Raw genomic sequence first — 22,252 nt, 5'->3', positions numbered from 1 at the left:
GCAAAATACTTTTCATGGATTCAAGGTTATAATTTAGTTAACTGTTGTTTATGAGATTGAAAATAAGCAACTTGTAATAACATCAAACAAAACAGGCGAGATACAAGTTACTATCTTGGGTATAAATGGAGGGATACATTTTTCCTCAATAAATTTGCTTGATTTTTTACCTGCATCTAGTTTACATCGTGAGTTAGAAATCTCTGCCTTATTGTTATTTAAGAATAGAATTGAATTTTAACGATCAAAAATTCTTCTTTTAGGCACTTATACTCATTGTTCACATAGCTAAACTTCACTTTAATTTCTAAAATGAAAACAAGTTTCAATGTTTAAAAGTGAAGTGGTTTTATTAACATTTTTAACAAAAATAAAACCAATATAATCAATAAGATATTGTTAACATGTAAGACCTGAAATAACTTGTTTGCAGCCTTGTCAGAGACTAGAATGTGCAACAATTTTTATGTGATGAAGATCGCTATCTTTATATTCATAAAAAATGGGCTAACTTTTTATCATCTTGTATTCAGATACACACTTTAGGACACTCTCATGTCGGATTTTCGCCAACAAGCACTTGATTATCATGAATTCCCTGTACCGGGAAAAATGGCCGTAACCTTAACTAAGCCAGCTAAAACAAGCCATGACTTATCTCTTGCCTATAGCCCAGGTGTAGCGGAGCCAGTACGAGAGATTGCAGCCGACCCAGAAAATGCTTATCGCTATACCAGCAAAGGTAACACCGTAGCGGTTATTTCTAACGGGACAGCGATTTTAGGGTTGGGGAATCTAGGCCCACTAGCGTCTAAACCTGTAATGGAAGGTAAGGCGTTATTGTTTAAAACCTTTGCTGATATCGATGCAACAGATATTGAAGTTAAGCACAATACAACCGAAGATTTTATCAATACTGTTGCAGCTATTGCTGATACTTTTGGTGGCATTAACCTCGAAGATATTAAAGCACCAGAATGCTTTGAAATTGAAAAGACATTAATTGAGCGTTGCCGTGTACCCGTATTCCATGACGATCAACACGGTACTGCAATTGTTACTGCAGCGGGTATGATCAATGCATTGGAAATTCAAGGTAAGAAGATTGAAGATGCCACTTTTGTTTGTTTAGGTGCTGGTGCTGCAGCGATTGCGTGTATGACCATGTTGGTAAAATGTGGTGCTCAACGTGAGCATATTTATATGCTTGACCGTAAAGGTGTTATTCACACACAGCGTGATGATTTGAATGCTTATAAAGCTTTGTTTGCCAATAATACCGATAAACGCACCTTACAAGATGCAATCAAAGGTGCTGATGCATTCTTAGGCTTATCAGGACCAAATCTTCTAGATGAAGAAGACATTAAGCTAATGGCAGAGAAGCCGGTAGTATTCGCTTGTTCAAACCCAGATCCTGAGATCAAACCTGAACTGGCACAAGCGGTTCGTCCTGATGTGATTATGGGGACAGGTCGTAGTGATTACCCTAACCAAGTTAACAATGTACTTTGTTTCCCATTTTTATTCCGTGGCGCACTGGATGTTCGTGCTACTGAAATTAATGATGAAATGAAAGTTGCAGCGGTTCATGCACTAGCTGAACTAGCAAAAGAGTCTGTACCTCAAAGCGTACTTGATGCATATGAAGGCGTAGACAGCATGGAGTTTGGTTCAGAATATGTGCTTCCAAAACCAATGGACCCTCGTTTATTACCACGAGTAGCTAAAGCTGTTGCTGAAGCAGCAGTAAAATCAGGGGTAGCGAAAATCGCCTTACCTGAAAACTATATGGGTTAAGTGACAAGTAATCACTTAACCATTTCAATAAAAGCGACCGTCAGTGGTCGCTTTTATCGTTCAAAAGCTGAATAAATTCTGAATAGAACGTGATTTTATGGGGATACCCTTTTTAACCTCATTATGCTGAGTAGTTCTCAAGGGCTAAAGAGAACGTATTATAAGTTTATTAAAGCTCTTTACCGCTATCTTACTTTGTGATGTCTACTTTTAGTTTGGCAAAAGCAACGGCAAATTCTTCAGATACTACAAGCTTGGCACTGAAAGGTAACACTTACCCTTGCTCAGCAACAATAGAGCTTTGGGAGGGAACCGCTACTGACTATGTTAAGAAGTCAGGAAATCAACAAGGTCAATGTCATTTTTTTCCTAAAAAGATGGTGCTTACCACAACGGATAAGTCTACGACAGTTACATTGAATCTATTGAGCATGGTTTTTGCTCCATCGAACATAATGGTATCTGCTAACTTTGTTAATGAGGGCGGAACTTTTCTTTCAGCAATTTGGCATATTAATATTTCCACATCTAAACAAGCACAACAGCCAAATAATTTCTCACTACCTATTGTACAAAAACTATCTAAGCTCCAGTTAGAGCCGTTATTAAGACCATTCTTGGCATCCAATAAATCATATTAAGTGATGTATTGAATTTGCTTTCGGATGAAAATAATCTACGTTGATTTGTGGCATAATTAATTTGGTTATTTCCATTATTTGTAAGAGGACGGCGCTCCTCTTTTTTTTGTACATATGAAAGATAAAAACTTTGACTCGCTAGCAACCAAGTTTTCCAAAAATATTTATGGTACGGCTAAAGGACAAATTCGTATTGAAGTGCTCAAGCGAGATTTGTTTGAAAGCATACCCAGCTTAACAACAAGTAAATTGAGAATACTAGATGCTGGTGGTGGTTTTGGGTATTTGAGTCAGCAGTTAGCTGAGCTAGGGCATAGCATTGTCTTGTGTGATATCTCAGAAGAAATGTTAGCTTTGGCTGATGAGCAAATCCGAGATAATGCTAAAGAATTAGACATCACTTTGCTCCAATCTTCTATTCAGGATTTATCGGTTGAATCTCTAGGGCAGTTTGACTTAGTGCTTTGTCATGCAGTGGTCGAATGGCTAGTTGATGCCAAAGCCACCATTAAAGGTCTACTGGCGTTTTTAAAACCGCAAGGGCATTTATCTTTGATGTTCTACAACAAAGATGCCCAACGTTTTCACAGCCTAGTTTCGGGAAACTTTGATTATGTTGAAGCTGGATTAAAAGTAAAAAAACCTGTTAGGCTTACTCCACAATATCCATTACTTATTGAAGATGTTGAACAATGGTTTAAAGAATGGGATTTACAGGAAGCGTGTCGTAGTGGCGTTCGAGTGATTAATGATTATCTCAAGCTTAGTAAAAACCAAACGTTAGATAATGACCAATTGATTAAAATGGAACTCAAATACTCACGCCATCAAACTTATATTCCATTAGGACGCTACGTCCATATGCTTGGTCACTATTAAATTGAAACGCAAGTTATCTTTGTGTACTGTACTTTATCTAATCATGAGTTAAGCTTTTTGTAACGTAATTTCTTTGCCTGTTTTAAGTGTTGGAGGAAGCAATGTTACACAAGAAGCACGATAGTTCTGAGACTTCGGTTTTCAGTTCTCCAGAATCTCAGCATGAACTCGAAAAACACCGCCTACCTGAAGAATCTCATTCTAGTAATATTATCCATCAACTTATTAAAGATGAGTTGATGCTTGATGGTAACTCACGACAAAATCTAGCTACTTTTTGCCAAACTTGGTTTGAGCCAGAAGTCGTCGACTTAATGTCGGTTGCCATTGATAAAAATATCGTGGATAGGGACGAATATCCACAAACTGCAGAATTAGAACGTCGTTGTGTCAATATCATTTCCGATCTCTGGAACAGCAAAGAAACTAAAAGTGCCATAGGGACTTCTACCACGGGGTCTTCTGAAGCGGCCATGCTAGGTGGTTTATCTTTGCTGAGAAAATGGCAAGCAAAACGTAAGGCACAGGGACTTCCTGTTGATAAACCTAATTTGGTTACAGGTCCAGTGCAAGTATGCTGGCACAAGTTTGCTCGATATTGGGGGGTGACTCTGAGAGAAGTCCCCATGGAGAAAGATCAATATCATTTAACTCCAAAAGGGGCGGTAGCTCATTGTGATGAAAACACCATTGGTGTTGTCGCCACTCTTGGGATTACCTTTACCGGAAAATATGATCCAGTTAAAGATATTGCAAAAGCTCTGGATGATTTTCAGCGCCAAACCGGCCACGATATTCCTATGCATGTTGATGCTGCCAGTGGTGGTTTTGTTGCGCCTTTTTTACATCCGGATCTTGAGTGGGATTTTCGTTTAGATCGCGTACGATCCATCAATGCCTCTGGGCACAAATTTGGTCTCACGCCATTAGGAGTGGGCTGGATCATGTGGCACGAGGAATCTGATTTACCTGATGAGCTTATCTTTCATGTGAACTATCTAGGTGGCAACATGCCGGATTTAGCTTTGAACTTTTCTAGACCAAGCGGTCAGATCATTGCTCAGTATTATAACTTTTTGCATTTGGGACGTTCTGGCTACTACGCCATACATGACAATTGCCGCAAAGTAGCCATGTTCTTGGCGGATGAAATTAACAAAATGGGGCATTTTGATATCATTTATAACGGTGATGATGGTATCCCTGCATTAAGCTGGAAACTAAAATCTTATGTAACGGAGTTCACCTTATATGACTTAGCCGATAGGCTTAGAAATAAAGGTTGGTTAGTACCTGCTTACTCTATGCCTGCTAATGAACAGGAAACCGTTGTGCAACGAATACTCGTTAAGCGTGGATTTAGCTTCGATCTCGCCAGCCTACTGCTTGAGGATTATAAGCAGGCTATTCAGCACTTAACAGAGCATCCTATTAGTGTTTCATTAAATGAAAATGAAGCGGGCAGTTTTAAGCACTAATGGCTTTTACAAGGGCTATGGCTTTTGCCACACGCTTCTTACTTTAGCACCTGCTTGTTTTAAATAATGATTGACGCTATGGTCACCTTCTAGGTGGCCAGCGCCAATCACAACAAAAATTGATGAGCCACCTTTGGTATTTGTCATTAGCCTAATTATCCCATCACTCATAGGTTTATTTCGTTTCCAGACTAATGTATCCAGCAATTTAGTATTGCCACCTTTGCCCATGGATTGCTTGATTGTATTACTGATTTTTTCGCTATCGCCTTGTCGCCAAGCAATAAACAAATCTTCAAGTTCATCGTCAGGGGTAGAAATGGCTTCATCAAGCATGTGTAACTGAGCTTTTTTGTCGATAGTGTTAAGCAGCTTTAGTTGATACTCCATACTTTCCAGTTGGGCTTTGTGTTTACCTTTGGCTCGATTGATAAAATGCATATCTATTCCCAAATTTGGGTGATAGCCCAAGTGGGACAACCTAAACAAGGTGATTTGGGTTGCTTGTATCCACATTGGCATATGCTCAATCGCTTGGCATAGCAATAAATGCAACTCACAGAAATTGATGTAACCTTGTGATTTAGCTGCTGGTAGGGTACTTGCTGTTTGAGCTTTGAGGATTGTGCTGGTGGTTTTATCATCTGGCAAGGCTTCAACCACTAATGTTTCGCTGGCGTTAAAAGCTTGGTTGATTGGTTTAGGAAGAGGATAAAAGTCCTTTTTTCCAAGGTGTACCGAGCCAAGTAAAAAGGCGGTTTTTCCTTGATATTCAACCTTATAAAAAGGAGGGGTATCCGTAAGTTTTGCCCATGCTGAAGTGCAAAATATTAGGGCACTGAACATAAGCCCACATAGGATCATGTTTTGACGATTCATATCAGATATAATTCCTCAATTATTTATTACAAAGAGCTTCATCGATGTCATACCAAAAGGTGCTTGAGCAAATCCATCAAAATCTACAGTTAGCTTATCGTAAAGCCATTGATCTTGACAGCCAGCTAGATGGTTTAAAGCAAGAAGGTAAAGGTCAATTTTCTCAAATATTTAATGAAGATATGGGGTTTGTTACCAAAAGTAACCGCTTTAAGCCTTATGTGCTGGAATTAGTGGAAGAGTTTGAAGAATTAAAACAAACGCCAAATCTAGCGGAATCTGATATTACAGAGATTGTCGCTAGACTCGGTGTTGTGTTACAAACTCAGCAAGCGTTTAAACAACAGGTTAAATGATTTATTTCTCCAGCTGCGGCTTCAAAGTACGTGTTAACCAGCGATTGATTAGGTTTTTCTCATAAACGAACGGTCTATCAAGATCGCGCACAATACGATCTTGGAAGGCAAGGTCACTTAAATTCTGGGTGCCTGAACTAATAATGTTGCCACTGACGGTTACTTTATAGCTGAATTTGATCCTAGGTGGATAAATCCCTTGTACGAATCGAATGTCGTCGCTGGTTGCACCAAAAGTTGGGCGAACATCGCCAGCTAAATCGAGGTTGGTCACCTTCAGTTCGAGCTTTTGATCGGGCTTAAGAAACTTAGACGCTGTTTTATCAATGTCTTTGGTGAGGCTATCAAACAGGCGTTTTTCGAATCGGCTTTGTAACTCACCAGAAGATTTAATGTCGGTGAATTTTGAAGGCTCTTTCCAGTTTATGGTTACTTTACCTGAGGTGGTCGTTACCATAGTTGGCTCTGGCGCAGGCTTTGAGGCACAACCTGCAAGTAGGAACAAACCGGTGAATGCATAAATGAGGTGCTTCATGTTGGACTCCTATAGTTTGTGTTTTTGATTGCAAGAACATCATGTCGCTCACCGGGGAGAATGAAGGTGGGCAGCATAAACATGCACTTTTAGAATAGTGAAGAAACGACAAAGTTCCTAGATTTCAATTAAGTTTTATCAATCTAAAAACGATTAAAAGTATAGCATTTTGGGTGGGAAGAATGGAAAAAACAACGTTATCTCTAAAAATCCTCAGTTTCATGTATTGTTTGGTGGCGATTATCGGCGTTTGGCGAATATTTGATGCGGGTGTAATAGAAATATTTACCTTTGGCGTTTTACCGATTTTATATGGAGTATTTACCCATAAGTCATGGACGTTAATTTTGTTGAAGATTTATCTAGCCATACAGTTAATCGGAATATGCGGTTTCTCTATTGTTGGGCTTATTTCATATCAGATAAACCCTGATGATGTAGTTATTACCTTTAAAGGCATTAATATCCCATTGATACCATTATCAATTTCTGTAGTCATTTTGTTAGCTTTCCAGTTTTGGGTGGCGTTTTCTAAAGAAAATCGTCGATATTTTGCAAGATTTACTGCAACAGATTAAAAACTATGTCTATACTAGGGAAGCAGCCTTCTCTATGGTTGCTTCGCTTTAGTCGTTATTGAGCTTGTATCAAGTCGTTTCAGTCCAAATTAATCAATATAAAGTGTACAAAAGGTGGGATAGAGAGCGCTTTGCTCAGTTATCTCTTTGTTATGGGTCGTTAAGCCGAATACTGAACATGCTTAACCACCTTGATCATCTATGGAAAGAAGAGACATAAAATATGAATAAAAGTGAATTAATTGAAGTTATTGCTGACGAAGCAAAGCTAACAAAAGCTGATGCAGGCCGTGCCCTAAGTGCTTTTGAAAGTGCGGTTACTAAAGCGCTAAAGTCTGGCAAAAAAGTATCAATTCTTGGTTTTGGAACATTTGATGTTTCAAAAAGGGCGGCTCGTGTCGGCCGTAACCCGCAAACGGGTAAAGAAATCAAAATTCCTGCGGCAACAGTGCCTAAGTTTAAGGCCGGTAAAGGCTTAAAAGACGGAGTTAAGTAATTAACCTGCACTACAACGAAGCCTCCTATTTGGAGGCTTTGTTCGTTTTGGGCATATATTTGTTCAGTTCTAATTGCCTTTTGCAGTTGCTTCACGAATAATTCAGCAAGTATTGTTACAAAAGTGTCAATTACATTGGACCTTGTATGAAGCTAACTCGAGTTCTCACCAAAAAACTGGCCTTATTTTGGCTGTTGTCTCTTGCTGCAGTGGCAGTTGTGTTTATTTCGAGTTCCCTCTTAAGTTTTTTTCATTTAGCCAATAATCTGCAAAGCCAGCAAGTTGATGAATTAAAGAGTATGTTGGTGGAGCATAAGACGGAGTATTCCAGTTGGGAGCTTGATGACTGGTTGCCACCAGTATTGATGAGTTATAACACGGTAAATTTTGAGCTTACCGAAAATAATAAAGTCTTATTCCGCTATCAGGGCAATATTCAAACGCGCTTTGTTAATCAATATCAATTCAATTTAAATACAAACAATAAAGCGAGCGTCACTTTAACACTTGAGTCTCCTTACATGATGCACCAAGTGAGCAAATTTGAAGTGATTTTGCTGTTGATAACTTTAGGCGTGATTGCTGGGTTTACGTTTTATGGATATCGTTGGATCGAAAATCAATTATACGGGGTCGAAGAATTAGCGACACGAGGACAACTGATCCTTGAGGGGAAATTTGATCAAGCCTTATCAGAAAAAGGCCGAGGGCAACCTAGGCTCATCAATAATGCCATTACCTTACTGTTGGAAGAACTGAAAGACGCACATAAAGAGAGATCACGGTTTGATAAATACATTCGCAGTAACACCTTTTTAGATCCCGAGATCGGGATCGGCAACCGTTTATATCTCAAAAATCGTTTAGCGGCCTTATCCAATGAACAAGGGATGTTATCCAATGGCGTGATTTACTTTTTGGAAATGGAAGACCTCGACTTGTTACAGCAAGAAGAAGGTGAAGAAGCCATACGTGGTTTTTTAACCGCTTGTGTGAGCGCCATCGACGTTGCGCTTCAGAGTCAAGCAAACAGCTTTGTCGCTCGTCGTAGCTTTAATCAATTCGCAATTGTTATCCCGCAACTGTCTTTACCTGAAGCCGATGCTTTAGCCGCACGAATTTTAAAGATTTGTTTGCGATTGCCTTTGCCTACTTCAAAAAGGATGGATGATTTTTTTCATATTGGCGGTGCATTTTTTAGTGTCGGCGATGATAGTAAATCAACCATGGAAGAAGCTGAAATGGCGCTAAGAGCTGCTCAGTTTCAGGGGAACAGCAGTTGGTTTATGTATGAAAAAGAATTCGTGATTGAAGATGTGAAAAAAGGCTCTGTAAGATGGCGCAGCTTATTAGAAAACGCCATCGAAAAACAAAGGTTTGTAGCGTTTGTTCAAAAAGTAATAGACGTTGATCAAAGTACTTTATATTTCGAAGTGTTTTCACGGATCAAAGAATCTAAAGACAGTTTTATTCGTACTTCCCAATACACTGCCATGGCAGCAAAGTGTGGCTTAATGCCGCAGATTGACCGTCTGACTATCGAGTCTTTATTGCGTCTACATTTGAGTAAGAAGCATAACCGTCAGTCTCAATATTGTATTAATTTGCATGTCGACTCTCTGTTAAATAAGCCCTTTAAGGAGTGGCTGACTTCGTTCCTAAAAGAACAGGTGCAATATGTTCCACAACTTATTTTTGAAGTCTCTGAGCCAGTCGCGGTAAAACACAGTGATGAAGTCAACCAAGTGTTTGCTTTAGTGTCTTCGTTGGGAGCAAAAATCAGTATCGATAGTGTTGGGCAGCAAGTTGTCGGTAGCCAATACTTGAAAGAAATGAAAGTAAATTATGTAAAATTGCATAGGGCTATTGTCAGGCAGATTCATCTTCGCCCCGAGAATCAGTTATTCGTTAGAAGTTTGTATGGCGCTTTGTATCGGACTGATGCCAAGATTATTGCAGAGGGCGTTGAAGCATTTGAAGAATGGCAAACGTTACAAGTGTTAGGGGTCAGTGCAGGGCAGGGAAGCTTCTTTAATGAGTTAACGCAATTATCATAATAAAGTTGGTATTTTTTTGTTAAGTTATTTTGCAAATATGAAGCTTGTATTTATCGCCAATGTACTTTTTGCCCTCTCGGCTATTTTAAATTTATTGAGCTTTCACTTGACGTTTTTAGGTCAATTGTTGGAAAATCGTCACAAGACTTACCTTGTTATTGCTGCTGTCAGGTAAGAGACGAAGCGTTATATAAGAAAAATAAAGGCAATTAATGGGTAATGTGCTGTCCAGAAAATTGGCGTTTTGGAAGAAGCCTTCAGAATCAATAAATATAGGGATTTATTTAGATAACAATCATGTATGGTGTTTTACCCAGCGTGAGGGGGAGCTTAGTGCGCCCCAAAGTTTTGCTAGAGACGACGGTTGGCCTAGTATTTTTAAAGCGATTAGTGATGTTTATCCTAATGCTCACCTCCAACTTGTCCTTGGCCAAGGATGTTATCAGTTTTTACAAGTAGACAGACCACAAGTCGATGAAGCCGAGCTTAAACAAGCTTTGTTATGGTCTATCAAAGATCTGGTGTCTACTCCAGTTAATCAATTACATCTCGATTACTTCTCTTATTCCATTTCAAACAACAATAAGCTCAATGTTGTTGTTTCTGAAAAAGCATTATTGCAACAAATGGTCGCTGCTGCTTGTGAACATGAGTTAACAGTTGAAGGGATTAGTATTGAAGAAATCGTGCTTTCCAATAGCCCAAGTGAAACAGATCAAGCTCGCATGATGTTGTGCTATCAAGAAGGAGCAGATTTACTTCTAGTGGTGATCAAAGACGGTGAGCTATGTCTGCAACGTCGTATTCGTGGCTTCCATGCCTTAAATGCCATGAGTAAAGAAGACTTAAGCTATGGGGCTGCTGACACATTAAGCTTAGAGATCCAACGCTCGATGGATTTCTATGAAAGTCAGTCTCGCCAAGCTCCAATCAGTAAAATTCAGTTGATCTTGGGTGATCGTGGAGAAGACTTAAAACCCTTGCTCGCCCAAAATTTGCAACAGCCTGTTGAGGTAGTATCGGTTGAGAATTATTCGTTATGGTTGGCTGAATTAGGATTATCAGAATTAGGGTTAACCGATAACGCAAAAGAGGTTAGCCAATGACAGCGATAAAAACTCGGGTTAACTTACTTTCAGAAGACTTATTACCAAAAAAATTAAGCTTAAGTTTACCGCGTTTGTTGTCGGTATTCGTGTTAATTATTTGTTTCTCATTAGGGTTAAGTGTTTTGTTTTGGATGGAAAGTGATGCTCTGATGGCAAAAATGCAGACGGCTCAGCATCAAAGCCAGCAAATCCAAGAGCAACAAAAACAATTAGAACAGCAGTTAGCCGTTCATTTGCCGGATCAATCTTTGTCGAAAGAAATTGAATTAAAACGCAAGCAGCTGGATATTAAACAAAAAATGATAGCTGAGCTTGACGATGTTAGTAAGCTTCAGAGCCGCAGTTTCGATGCTATGTTAGAAGACCTAGCGAGAGTTACAGATGGCAGCTCATGGCTCACTGAAATTGATGTTCAAGAAGGCAAGCTGATGCTTTCAGGTGAAACCATGTCCGCAGACAGCGTTCCGGCTTGGATACAGCGGTTAAGTCAAACTCAATCATTTGCAGGGCAAAAGTTCAGTGACTTACAGTTACAAAGGGATGATAAAGACGTTATCCATTTTCACTTAAATACTGATTTTTCTAAAGCTTCTTCGACCACAACTGCTGCTGAGGAGAAGCCATGAAGTTGAATTTTAGCCAATGGCGAGACAAGTTTGCTCAGCTTACTTTAAGAGAAAGAGTGTTGATTGCGACCGCATCAAGTGTGCTGCTAATTTGGTTGTGTTCTTTGCCCGTCGAGCATTTGTATCAACAGTGGTGCGATCAAAAAAATGCTTATAAAACATTGATGCAACAAAATCAGATGTCGAGTCAATTAAATGAGAGCTACCAGCAAAGGTTGCAAACCGATCCTAATGTTGATTATCGAGCACAAATTCAAAGCCTAGAAGTTCAACAAGCGGCGCTCGATGAGAAGCTTGAGGGGCAGTTAGTGGATATGGTATCTGCTACATATATGCCTACGTTACTCAAAGACATATTAAGTAAAACAACAAATGTGAAACTCACTGGTTTAACAACCGTTGCGCCAGTGCCAGTTCTATCATTGGATGATAACTCTTCAGAAAACCTATATCGACACGGTTTAAGGTTGAAGCTCACAGGGGATTACTTCGGTTTTATTAAATTTGTTGCGGCCATCGATGCATTGCCCAACAAATTGTATTGGAAACGAGTGCAATACAGCGTTACTCAATATCCAAAAGCTGAAATCGAATTAGAACTTGAAACAGTGAGCATTAACAAGGAACTGATCCGTGTTGCAAACAATCAATAGCCTAATAAAAGCAATTCTGATCTTGGGTGTAGGGGTTAGTGGTGTTAGCCATGCTGCCACACTTAATGATCCTACACGTCCAGCTGTTTTTCCAAGTCCTAAGTCGACAGGAACAGTTAAGGTAAATAAAAATCAATCGGGGCTAACCAGTGTCATTTCTGGTAAGCATCCCGTTGCCATCATTAATAATGAAATTAAATCTGTGGGCGATAGCATTAATGGCAGTAAAGTGGTCGCCATCAAACCAACTCAAGTGATTTTAGCTAACGGTAAAAAAATAAAAATGTTTCAATCAGTTGCGATTAAAGAGGGAAGGCATTAAAGATGAAAACGAATGCGTATGTAATCACTTTGTTGTCTTTAGCGCTGGTTGCCTGCCAAACAACGCAAAGACCACAGCCTAAGATAGCGAAATCAGAGTTAAATCAAGCCTTAGCGACTCAGAAAAATAAGGTGAAACCACTGTCACCGCCTCCTGCTCTGCCATCTGATGTTGAACAAGAGTTGTCGAACCAACAGTCTTTTGGGTCTAATCAGTTAGTACCTCAACAGCGTCGATTTGATGTCAATGCCAGTGATGTTGATGCAAGATTGTTCTTTGCCAGCCTTGTGCAAAACACACCTTTGAGTGTTGTGGTACACCCGCAAGTCACTGGCAAAATATCGTTATCGCTAAAGGCGGTAACCATGTCAGAAGTCTTACAGGTCGTTCAAGATATTTACGGCTATGAAATCAGTCGTGAAGGAAGAATCTTACGCGTATTTCCTGCTGGGTTGAGAACGGAAACCTTTCCAGTAAATTACCTATTTATGAAGCGCCAAGGCTTGTCGTTGACCTCGGTTAACTCTGGGCGTTTATCAGAAAACAATGGTAATAATGGCAACGGTAATTCTAATAACAACAACTCTAATAATCGAAATAACAGCAGTAATAACGGCAACAATAACGGCAATAACAATGGCAATAATGCCAATGGTAATGGCTCGTCCAATGGTACGTTTATTCGTTCCAGCACCGAAACCGATTTTTGGAAAGATTTAGAAAAAACCTTAAGTACTATAGTGCACAGTGGTGAAAATGGTCGCCAAGTCGTGGTAACACCACAAGCTGGCCTAGTGACCATTCGTGCCTATCCTGACGAATTACGACAAGTGCGTTCTTTTTTAACTACGGCAGAATCACACTTGCAACGCCAAGTAATTTTAGAAGCGAAGATCATTGAGGTGACGTTATCAGACGGTTATCAGCAAGGTATCGAGTGGGGCAGTATAGTTGACAAGTTTGGTACTAATGGAGATTCAGTTTCCCGTTTTTCTACCAGTAAAGGTCAACCTTTTTCTGATGCGATTTCAGATGCATTAGGTGGTATAGGCTCTTTAAGTTTTACCTTTGCAGATAAAAAGGGAAATAGTTTCAATACATTAGTTAGGTTACTTAAAACCCAAGGGGATGTTGATGTACTTTCTAGCCCAAGAGTTACAGCATCAAACAACCAAAAAGCGGTGTTAAAAGCGGGAAGTGATGAGTATTTTGTAACTAATGTGTCTTCAAGTGTTGTCAGTAATAGCGGTGGCGGTACGGTCACACAGCCTGATGTTGAACTCACACCATTTTTCTCCGGTATTGCTTTAGATGTAACGCCACAAATTGATGATAACGGAGGAGTGTTACTACACGTTCACCCGTCCGTTGTTGATATCAACGAGCAAACCAAGAGCATCAACATAGGCGATGATCCTCTAGTCTTGCCATTGGCACGATCTGAAATACGTGAGTCTGATACCGTCATTAAGGCCAAAAGTGGCGATGTGGTTGTGATTGGTGGGTTGATGAGATCTGAAACCAATGACCAAGTATCTAAAGTCCCATTACTAGGTGACATTCCATTCTTAGGTGAAGCTTTTACTAATCGTCGTAAAGTGACTAACAAAACTGAGCTTATTATTTTACTCAAGCCAACGGTGGTTGACGAAAGCACTTGGAAGACTGAGCTTGAACGCTCTAAAAAGTTGCTTGATCGCTGGTATCCAGAAAACTGATGTATTTACAGCATTTCGGCCTAACAGAGCTGCCATTCAGCTTAACTCCAAATACCAGTTACTTTGTAGAACTGGGGCCTCACCTTGAAGCCATGCAAGTACTGCAAACGGCACTGCAAATGGGTGAGGGTTTTATCAAAGTTGTCGGTGAAGTTGGCAGTGGCAAAACCCTGTTGTGCCGTAAGTTGATGAATGAGTTACCAGACGATTTTCAGTGCGCTTACATTCCTAATCCATATTTGACGCCGAGTGAACTTAACTGGGCACTGGCGGCGGAATTAGAGATTGAAGTAGAGTCAGAGGTCAATCAAGCGACATTGAACAGTTTGATCCAAAATCGCTTAATTGAGTTAGCTGCGGCAGGTAAAACCGTAGTGCTTGTGTTAGATGAAGCGCAAGCCATTCCTGACGACACACTTGAAGCCTTACGCCTGTTTACTAACCTAGAAACTGAGCAACGTAAGCTACTACGCTTTGTGCTATTTGGGCAGCCTGAGTTGGATCAACGATTAAAGCAAGATAAATTCCGTCAACTGAGACAGAGGATCAGTTTTCGTTATGAACTCAGATTACTGACGGAACATGAAGTTAATAACTACATTCAGAAGCGATTGCGTGTTGCAGGATTAACAGGCGCAAGCCCTATCAATAATAAAGTGGCAAAATACATTACTAAAGCGGCAAGAGGAACACCAAGGTTAGTCAATATCTTGGTTCATAAAGCACTGCTACTTGCTTATGGTGAAGGTAAGCACATCATCACTCCATCTCATATTAAAACGGCCGTGCTGGATACCGATGATACCCAGTGGGCTGGATGGCGATCAAAATGGGTTCCCTTGATGATCATTTTGACCTTATTGATCACCTTATCAACAACCTTGTGGTTAGGAGGTAAACCATGAGTGTTATTAATAAAATGCTCAAAGATTTAGAGCAAAGACAGCAGCCTCATGACTTGAGTAATGTTTCTCGAGTTCAGATTGCGGAAGACAAGGATAATCGTTGGAAACAGATGTCAGTGATCTTACTGTCTTTGTTGATCGCTTTTGTCGCCATAGCGAGTGGCTACTGGTGGTATTCCACTCAACAATCAAAATCAGAAGTAGAACCGAAAACAGAACTGAGCCTTGCTCAAGCTCCGGTAAAAACGCAACCATCTTCAGCAAAACAAATCAGCAACCCCGCTGAAACCTCGGTAATGCCTGTAGCTGAAAAAGCGGTTAGCACTAGCCAAGCATCAAACAATGTAGCGAATCAGCTAGAAACTAAAACGGTTCAATCAAAGCCTGAAACTCATTCTACAGCGCCAGTAGAAGTGGCTGCACAAGTTAAAATACAACAACCAAGAGTAAACTCAGAACCGGTAACTAAGCCAGCCAAGCAAGAACAAAAGCCTGTATTACAGATCAAAGAAGTAAAGCTGACCCCAAAACAATTGGCAGCTAAATTTTATAGACAAGCACTTCAAGCACAAGAGGACGGGGAATTAAACTCTGCCATTGAGCTATTTTCAAAGGTATTGGAATTTAATCCAGCACAACATCAAGCTAGGGAAAAACTAGCGGCTCTGCTATACGGAAAACAATCGTATGCAGAAGCAATGCAAGTGCTTAGTGATGGTATCAGTAAGTATCCGCAACACAGCATGTTTTCTTTACTATTAGCGAAAGTACAATACCAAGTTAAGCAGCCAACCGAAGCTTTGTATAGCCTAGAAAAAATTCCAGATAGCAGTGAGTTTGCAACTCAAAAATGGGTTCAAATTGGTCGTATTGCCCAGCAGCAAAAGCAATATTCTCGTGCTGTTAAAGCCTATAAACAGCTCACTCATCTTCAACCACATCAATCCCGTTGGTGGCTAGGTTTAGCGTTTAATTTAGACTCTCAAGCTCAGTATTCGGAAGCGAGTAATGCTTATAAACAAGCCTTATTAAGCAGTAATTTATCGCCAGCTAGTGAGAACTATGTTCAGCAACGATTACAACAGTTAGCCGCTCACTCGTTAGCTTCCAAAAAGGATGACAGCGCCAAATGAAGCCAAAGTTAAAAAAACGTCTCGGTGATTTGCTGGTAGAAAACCACATTATTTCAGAACCGCAATTAATGCAGGCTCTGTCAGAGCAGCGTACCAGTGGTAAAAAGCTCGGTAAGACTCTGATCGATTTGAGTTTTATTTCAGAAGATCAATTACTGACGTTTTTGTCTCAACAGCTGAACATTCCTTATTTAGATATTAGTCGTCGCCCAATTGCTGAAGAAGTGGTCAATCTGATCCCCGAAGTACAGGCTAGACGTTACCGCGCGTTGGCTATCGAAGATAAAGGCGATACGGTAAAAATCGCTATGAGCGATCCTGCCGATCTGCAAGCGCTGGATAGCTTGGAAGGCTTATTAGCGCCTAAGCATATTTCATTGGTGGTAGTGCCAGAGCAACAATTGATGACGGCATTTGATAACCTCTATCGCCGTACTCAAGAAATTGCGCAAATGGCGGGAGAGTTAGAGCAAGAATATGCCTCTGATGATGTATTTGATCTCTCTGCGCTGGGTCAAGACGATACTAACAACGAAGCGACCGTCGTTAAACTATTGCAGTCTATTTTTGAAGACGCAGTACAAATGCGTGCTTCGGATATTCATATTGAGCCGGGTAATGCCAAGCTTTATATTCGCCAGCGTATTGATGGGCAGCTATCTGAAACCGTATTAAAAGAAGCCAATATCGCTAATGCGTTAGTGTTAAGGCTAAAACTGATGGCAGGGCTGGATATCTCTGAAAAACGTCTTCCACAGGATGGGCGTTTTCATATCGAAGTTCGCAAACATAAGATTGATGTGCGTATGTCTACCATGCCAATTTATCATGGCGAATCGGTAGTAATGCGTTTACTGGATCAATCGGCTGGTTTGTTAACCCTTGATGAAACAGGGATGCCGCCGCATATCCTCAAACGTATTCGCCAGCAAATTAAACGTCCTCACGGCATGTTGCTGGTAACAGGGCCAACGGGTAGCGGTAAAACTACCACCCTTTATGGCATATTGAGTGAACTCAATACCCCCGAACGTAAAATCATTACTGTTGAAGACCCGGTTGAATACCAGCTTCCACGGATTAACCAAGTACAAGTAAATCATAAGATTGGCTTGGATTTTTCTAGTGTTCTGCGTACAACCTTACGTCAAGACCCCGATACCATCATGGTGGGTGAGATGCGTGACAAAGAAACCGTAGAAATCGGCTTGCGTGGTGCGTTAACGGGTCACTTTGTATTGTCCACCTTGCACACCAATGATGCCATCACCAGTGCCATGCGTTTATTAGATATGGGCGCCGCAGGTTATTTGGTGGCCAGTGCATTACGAGTGGTGATTGCACAGCGATTAGTACGTCGAGTTTGCCAAAATTGTGCGGTTGAGTACTCCCTTACCGATTCTGAAAAATTATGGTTATCGTCCATTAGCCAAAGTGGGTATTCACAAGCGAATTTAAAAGTCGGCAGTGGCTGCCAGACCTGTAACGGCACAGGGTATCGTGGTCGAATCGGTGTATTCGAAATGCTGGAACTAGACGAACATTTAATGTCGGTGATGCGAACCGGTGATATCCAAGACTTTGCCAACGCTGCAGAGCAAAAGAAAGATTTTGTGCCGCTGTCTCAGGCGGCCATTGATTATCTTCTGAAAGGTATGACTACTATTGAAGAAGTCGCCAAGCTAGTAGAAACCGTAGCGGAGTCACCACAAGACTTGAACGAAACGGCTGAACTGAGTGCAGAGTCTTAATTATGCCTTGGTTTGAATATAAAGGCCGTGATAGCCAAGGTAAAGAAGCAACAGGGCGTATTGAAGCGACTTCTGAAGCGGCGGTAGCCGATATGTTGATGTCTCGTGGCACCATTCCGTTGCAGATAACGACAGCGAAAGAGAATACTGGCTTTGATGTAAGCCGTTTATTTCAACGTCAAATCAACCTGACTGAATTGCAAATCTTTACACGGCAAATGTATTCCTTGGTTAAGTCTGGCATTCCGATTTTACGTGCGATTGCGGGCTTGGCAGAAAGCACAAACTCCAAAAAACTTAAGCTAGCGCTGAATGCTATCCATGAACAGCTGACATCAGGACGACAGCTTTCAACGGCCATGAATCAGCACCCTACAGTGTTTGACTCACTTTATGTGTCTATGGTTCATGTGGGGGAAAACTCGGGTAAGCTTGAAGAAGTCTTTTTACAGTTAGCGTCATACATTGAGCGTGAGCAAGAAACAAGACGCCAGATCAAAGCTGCGATGCGTTATCCAACCTTTGTACTATTGGCTATCGGTATCGCCATTACCATTTTAAATATATTGGTGATCCCAAAGTTTACTTCTATGTTCAGCCGCTTAGGTGCAGATCTGCCTTGGGCTACAAAACTACTGATTGCTACCTCTAATGCGTTTGTTAACCATTGGCAGTTAATGCTGATAGTGCTTGCAGGATCGATAATCGGAATCAAAACTTGGCTGAAGACTGACAAAGGTGAAAAACAATGGGATTTATGGAAGCTTAAATTACCCGTTGTCGGGTCGATTATTGAGCGCTCTACACTCTCTCGTTACTGCCGTAGCTTTGCCATGATGTTGGGTTCTGGTGTTCCCATGACCCAAGCCTTAAGCTTGGTAGCTGATGCGGTAGATAATAAGTACATGCATGATCAAATTGTCGGTATGCGACGAGGGGTTGAATCGGGTGATTCCATGCTGCGAACTTCGGCCAACAGCAAACTATTTACGCCATTGGTACTGCAAATGGTAGCAGTAGGTGAAGAAACTGGACGAATCGATGAATTGCTCACGGATGCCGCCGATTTTTACGAAGGCGAAGTGGATTACGACCTTAAGAACCTAACTTCAAAATTAGAGCCGATTCTGATTGGTATTGTAGCGGTGATGGTAATGATATTAGCGTTAGGCATCTACTTACCAATGTGGGATATGATGAATGCGGTTAAAGGTGGCTGATCATTCTTCAGTGAGGATTGCTATAACGTGAGAATGACACCTCAGCAAAAGTCCGATGCCAATGTCTCATTGCAGTTTATAAAAATGGCTGCAATCTGCGTGGTATTGGTGGTTATTGGTTATGCCTCGGCATATATCGAACCAGATATAGAGCAGGTAGATAACCAAGCTTACAAGCAAGAGTATTTGCGATTGCAGCATGTGTTAGGCATGGTTCATAACCAATGGGTTATCAGAGGTAAGCCAAAGTATATTAACTTAAATTGGCAAGATGTTAGCCAATTCACTCAGCCGCTAAACAGTAATCCAAAAATCGTAGCCAGCACAAAGGTAAAGTTATCAGTAAATGGCTTTCCCATACCTAGCTCTAATGATGCTCAAGGTTGTGAATTATTATGGCAGCAATTAATGGGCGCAAGTCGTACCAAGCTGCATTTGGTTACTCGTTACAATGAGTCACAGCAACAGTGTGAGTTTAAAGCCTTTGATAGTGCAGTGATTATTTATAGTTTAGCGAGTGAAACGCTGAGTTTTACTGAAGTAAAAGCTATATAAGAGTAGTAACTCTAGTGTGATCACTTTAAAATATGAGTATGTAAAATTTAAGTTAATTGTACAATTGCTAATCTTGTTCAGTTAAAATAAACACTTAACAGTAATCATACTGCTAAGTAATAGAATTGGAGTAGTAGACTGGAGTGGTCATTTTTTATAAATGAGCCTCACTTCAGTATTACGTCACGGAAGATATTAGTCAGTCGTATTACTAATATGACTGTTTTCGGGGTATACAATTTGTGATTTTCAGACAAATTGTGAATATGAAATACGTAGACGTAATAAGAGAATTGATATGATAAAAAAACAACAAGGATTCACACTAATCGAATTAGTGGTAGTAATCATTATTTTAGGTATTTTGGCGGTAACGGCTGCGCCTAAGTTTTTGGACTTTCAAGGTGATGCTCATAAATCTGCTCTAGCAGGTTTGAAGGGGAGTATCGAAAGTGCGAATAAGCTTATTCACTCTCAAGCTGTTGTAAAAAACAAAGAAACTGCATCAAGTATTGACATACTTGGTACGACTGCTACCGGAGATGATGTACCTCTTACCAATGGCTATATGTCTGCCTCTAAAGATGCTCTATCAAAGGGGATGAATGTTGATCTAGATAATGATTGGGTTGTAACAGGTTCTGGACCTATCATCATCAGACAAACAAACGCTCCAACTTCAACAACTGTAGGTAGTACGACCAAGTCTTGCCAATTGACCTATACCGCTGCTGCTTCAGGTGGCATACCATCAGTTACAGTGGATACAACTGGTTGTTAATATCTAAACTCAAATTTTTATAGAGAAATAATATGAAACAAAAACAACAAGGCTTTACTCTAATTGAATTAGTAGTAGTAATCATTATTTTGGGTATTTTGGCTGTAACAGCTGCGCCTAAGTTCATTAACTTTCAAGGCGATGCTAAAAAATCTACAGTTGTTGGCTTAGCTGGTGCAATTAATAGTGCGAATAGCTTGATTTATTCTAAAGCAAGTTTATCAGGTGATCATAAAGGAACGGGTAAAACTGTGGGTACAGTATCTGTAGATCACGGTTATATGAAAGCTACTAAAGCCTCACTCGAAGCGGGTATGCAGGTAACTTTAGATAAAAAGGTTGATAGTAATCAAACAACTACTGGTGACTGGTTGATCGAAGAACCAGCAGGTTCAGTGACCACTGCAAAGTTATACGCTCACGGTGTTTCAGGAAACTGTTTTGTTACTTATACTCCGGCAACAGCTACTGTGGCAGCTAAAGCTGTTGCAACAACAGATGGTTGTTAAAGAGTTATCTTCAAAAAGGCCCTATAACATAGGGCTTTTTTATTAATCCTAAATCCACACTGACCCTCTTTACCACTTCAAGAAAAACCGTTAAATTAACTTCCTCCTATCTATACACAAATTCATATCACGGATGATTCTCAATCGAGGTCATTGTTATGAAACAACATCAAGGTTTTACCTTAGTCGAATTAGTTATTGTCATTATCATTCTCGGTATATTGGCAGTGACGGCAGCCCCTAAATTTATCAACTTTCAAGGTGACGCACGTGTGTCAGCCCTTAAAGGAGTAGAAGCAACCTTAAAAAGCACCAACTCTATGGTGAATTCAAAAGCGATTTTAGTCGGTCGAGAAAGGGTTGAGACGGGAATTGTCGATATTGGCACTGGGACGAATGCCAACACTCGATATGGCTATTTGCAAGCCACCCTAGCAGAACTAGAAAACGCGACCGATCTCAAATTTAATATTGGAACCAGTGCTACTGATAATACCATAGTGACTGACAATAATGCTGACTGGACGATTTTTGCAGATTCTGGCGTGGTGACGATTTGGCAGCGTGGTGCTCCAGCTACTTGTCGTATTACCTACACTCAAGCCTCATTGACTGGCACGACAATCAACGCTCCACGATACAGTGTATTACCTGCGGCATCAGCATGCTAACAGTTGTTGAGTATGTTCACTTTTTAATTTAATTGGTTTACAGGGAAAATGAATAGCTCTCGTATTCAATTACCAACTCGACGAGATTATTTAGGTTTTACTCTTGTCGAATTGGTTATCGTCATCATCGTTCTGGGTATTTTAGCCGTTGTCGCTGCGCCTAAGTTTATCAACTACAAAGGTGAAGCAAGGGTGGTGGCATTGCAGGAGATGGAATCCACCCTAAAAACCACCAATGCTTTGGTTTATTCAAAAGCAGTACTGCAAGGCAAAGCTAAAATTGATGCCATGTCTAAACCTGCAGTAGATATTGGCACCGGAAAACCCTTAGATACTAATTATGGTTACATGCAGGCTAGGCTCGATGAAATCGAAAATGCTACAGGTATACGGTTTGCAAAGGCGGTCAGTGCACGAAGCCATGATTTAGTTGAGGGAACGGATCAAGGCCAAGATTGGATAATGCTGAGTGATAACACTGGCAGAGTCGAGATTTGGCAGCGGGGCGACCCCGAAAAATGCTACATATCATACACCGAAGCGAGAGGAACATTGCTGCCCGAATATTCTAAACTGCCTAAACCCTCTGATTGTTAACAT

24 protein-coding genes are annotated in these 22,252 nt (G+C 40.6%); 22 read left to right on the top strand and 2 right to left on the bottom strand.

Annotated elements, in window-relative coordinates; all coding sequences use genetic code 11:
- The first annotated feature begins 555 nt into the window (after window positions 1–555).
- From AC1EU0_RS02380 to gad, 4 genes are all read left to right on the top strand, one after another.
- On the top strand, window positions 556–1,800 hold the full coding sequence (locus AC1EU0_RS02380) for a malic enzyme-like NAD(P)-binding protein (RefSeq protein WP_480300315.1): 1,245 nt from the start codon (window positions 556–558) through the stop codon (window positions 1,798–1,800).
- 200 nt (window positions 1,801–2,000) lie between these two features.
- Window positions 2,001–2,441: a hypothetical protein gene (locus tag AC1EU0_RS02375; RefSeq protein WP_480300314.1), complete on the top strand. Its 441-nt coding sequence runs from the start codon at window positions 2,001–2,003 to the stop codon at window positions 2,439–2,441.
- 114 nt (window positions 2,442–2,555) lie between these two features.
- Window positions 2,556–3,320, top strand: a complete 765-nt coding sequence (locus tag AC1EU0_RS02370; RefSeq protein ID WP_480300312.1) for a methyltransferase domain-containing protein — start codon at window positions 2,556–2,558, stop codon at window positions 3,318–3,320.
- A gap of 101 nt (window positions 3,321–3,421) precedes the next feature.
- Window positions 3,422–4,798 (top strand): glutamate decarboxylase, encoded by a 1,377-nt coding sequence (gene gad / locus AC1EU0_RS02365; protein ID WP_480300310.1) that lies wholly within the window; start codon window positions 3,422–3,424, stop codon window positions 4,796–4,798.
- Between the two features lie 15 nt (window positions 4,799–4,813).
- Here gad and AC1EU0_RS02360 read toward each other — a convergent pair whose 3' ends face one another.
- Entirely contained in the window at window positions 4,814–5,677 is an 864-nt protein-coding gene (locus AC1EU0_RS02360) for a TraB/GumN family protein (RefSeq protein WP_480300308.1), read from the bottom strand.
- A 44-nt stretch (window positions 5,678–5,721) separates the two neighbouring features.
- Between AC1EU0_RS02360 and AC1EU0_RS02355 the strand changes: the two genes are divergently transcribed.
- Window positions 5,722–6,033, top strand: a complete 312-nt coding sequence (locus AC1EU0_RS02355; RefSeq protein WP_480300306.1) for a prephenate dehydrogenase — start codon at window positions 5,722–5,724, stop codon at window positions 6,031–6,033.
- A 1-nt stretch (window position 6,034) separates the two neighbouring features.
- Here AC1EU0_RS02355 and AC1EU0_RS02350 read toward each other — a convergent pair whose 3' ends face one another.
- Entirely contained in the window at window positions 6,035–6,568 is a 534-nt protein-coding gene (locus AC1EU0_RS02350; protein WP_480300304.1) for a DUF3016 domain-containing protein, read from the bottom strand.
- A 182-nt stretch (window positions 6,569–6,750) separates the two neighbouring features.
- On the opposite strand from AC1EU0_RS02350, the gene AC1EU0_RS02345 reads away from it, so the two are divergent.
- From AC1EU0_RS02345 to AC1EU0_RS02265, 17 genes are all read left to right on the top strand, one after another.
- Window positions 6,751–7,146 (top strand): hypothetical protein, encoded by a 396-nt coding sequence (locus AC1EU0_RS02345; protein WP_480300303.1) that lies wholly within the window; start codon window positions 6,751–6,753, stop codon window positions 7,144–7,146.
- 223 nt (window positions 7,147–7,369) lie between these two features.
- Window positions 7,370–7,642 carry an HU family DNA-binding protein gene (locus AC1EU0_RS02340; protein WP_480300301.1) on the top strand — a complete coding sequence of 91 codons (273 nt, stop codon included), beginning with the start codon at window positions 7,370–7,372 and terminating at the stop codon, window positions 7,640–7,642.
- A 146-nt stretch (window positions 7,643–7,788) separates the two neighbouring features.
- Window positions 7,789–9,699: an RNase E specificity factor CsrD gene (gene csrD / locus AC1EU0_RS02335; protein WP_480300299.1), complete on the top strand. Its 1,911-nt coding sequence runs from the start codon at window positions 7,789–7,791 to the stop codon at window positions 9,697–9,699.
- Window positions 9,700–9,911: 212 nt separating this feature from the next.
- Window positions 9,912–10,805 carry a type IV pilus biogenesis protein PilM gene (locus tag AC1EU0_RS02330; protein ID WP_480300298.1) on the top strand — a complete coding sequence of 298 codons (894 nt, stop codon included), beginning with the start codon at window positions 9,912–9,914 and terminating at the stop codon, window positions 10,803–10,805.
- Window positions 10,802–11,434, top strand: coding sequence for a PilN domain-containing protein (locus AC1EU0_RS02325; protein WP_480300297.1), 633 nt, complete (start codon window positions 10,802–10,804; stop codon window positions 11,432–11,434). The genes AC1EU0_RS02330 and AC1EU0_RS02325 overlap by 4 nt, the downstream gene beginning before the upstream one ends.
- Window positions 11,431–12,087, top strand: a complete 657-nt coding sequence (locus AC1EU0_RS02320) for an MSHA biogenesis protein MshJ (RefSeq protein WP_480300295.1) — start codon at window positions 11,431–11,433, stop codon at window positions 12,085–12,087. The genes AC1EU0_RS02325 and AC1EU0_RS02320 overlap by 4 nt, the downstream gene beginning before the upstream one ends.
- The gene (locus AC1EU0_RS02315) at window positions 12,068–12,409 is read left to right on the top strand and encodes an MSHA biogenesis protein MshK (RefSeq protein WP_480300293.1); all 342 of its coding nucleotides are present in this window, start codon (window positions 12,068–12,070) and stop codon (window positions 12,407–12,409) included. Before AC1EU0_RS02320 ends, AC1EU0_RS02315 begins: the two co-directional genes overlap by 20 nt.
- A 2-nt stretch (window positions 12,410–12,411) precedes the next feature.
- Window positions 12,412–14,127, top strand: a complete 1,716-nt coding sequence (gene mshL / locus AC1EU0_RS02310; protein WP_480300291.1) for a pilus (MSHA type) biogenesis protein MshL — start codon at window positions 12,412–12,414, stop codon at window positions 14,125–14,127.
- Window positions 14,127–15,032 (top strand): ExeA family protein, encoded by a 906-nt coding sequence (locus AC1EU0_RS02305; protein ID WP_480300289.1) that lies wholly within the window; start codon window positions 14,127–14,129, stop codon window positions 15,030–15,032. Before mshL ends, AC1EU0_RS02305 begins: the two co-directional genes overlap by 1 nt.
- A complete protein-coding gene (locus tag AC1EU0_RS02300; RefSeq protein WP_480300287.1) occupies window positions 15,029–16,165 on the top strand; it encodes a tetratricopeptide repeat protein in 1,137 nt (378 codons plus the stop codon). Before AC1EU0_RS02305 ends, AC1EU0_RS02300 begins: the two co-directional genes overlap by 4 nt.
- Window positions 16,162–17,916 (top strand): GspE/PulE family protein, encoded by a 1,755-nt coding sequence (locus tag AC1EU0_RS02295; protein ID WP_480300285.1) that lies wholly within the window; start codon window positions 16,162–16,164, stop codon window positions 17,914–17,916. Before AC1EU0_RS02300 ends, AC1EU0_RS02295 begins: the two co-directional genes overlap by 4 nt.
- A 2-nt stretch (window positions 17,917–17,918) precedes the next feature.
- Window positions 17,919–19,136, top strand: coding sequence for a type II secretion system F family protein (locus tag AC1EU0_RS02290; protein ID WP_480300284.1), 1,218 nt, complete (start codon window positions 17,919–17,921; stop codon window positions 19,134–19,136).
- 27 nt (window positions 19,137–19,163) lie between these two features.
- Complete coding sequence (locus AC1EU0_RS02285) at window positions 19,164–19,691, top strand: hypothetical protein (RefSeq protein WP_480300282.1); 528 nt, start codon at window positions 19,164–19,166, stop codon at window positions 19,689–19,691.
- 298 nt (window positions 19,692–19,989) lie between these two features.
- A complete protein-coding gene (locus AC1EU0_RS02280; protein ID WP_480300280.1) occupies window positions 19,990–20,472 on the top strand; it encodes a type II secretion system protein in 483 nt (160 codons plus the stop codon).
- A 32-nt stretch (window positions 20,473–20,504) separates the two neighbouring features.
- On the top strand, window positions 20,505–20,981 hold the full coding sequence (locus AC1EU0_RS02275; protein WP_480300278.1) for a prepilin-type N-terminal cleavage/methylation domain-containing protein: 477 nt from the start codon (window positions 20,505–20,507) through the stop codon (window positions 20,979–20,981).
- Window positions 20,982–21,139: 158 nt separating this feature from the next.
- A complete protein-coding gene (locus AC1EU0_RS02270) occupies window positions 21,140–21,652 on the top strand; it encodes a prepilin-type N-terminal cleavage/methylation domain-containing protein (protein WP_480300276.1) in 513 nt (170 codons plus the stop codon).
- A gap of 48 nt (window positions 21,653–21,700) precedes the next feature.
- The gene (locus AC1EU0_RS02265; RefSeq protein ID WP_480300274.1) at window positions 21,701–22,249 is read left to right on the top strand and encodes a type II secretion system protein; all 549 of its coding nucleotides are present in this window, start codon (window positions 21,701–21,703) and stop codon (window positions 22,247–22,249) included.
- The last annotated feature ends 3 nt before the right edge of the window (window positions 22,250–22,252 follow it).

Source organism: Parashewanella sp. 2210YD4-3, from assembly GCF_056591735.1.
Note: the sequence above shows the minus strand (reverse complement) of the source record. Positions and strands in the feature narration are given on the sequence as shown.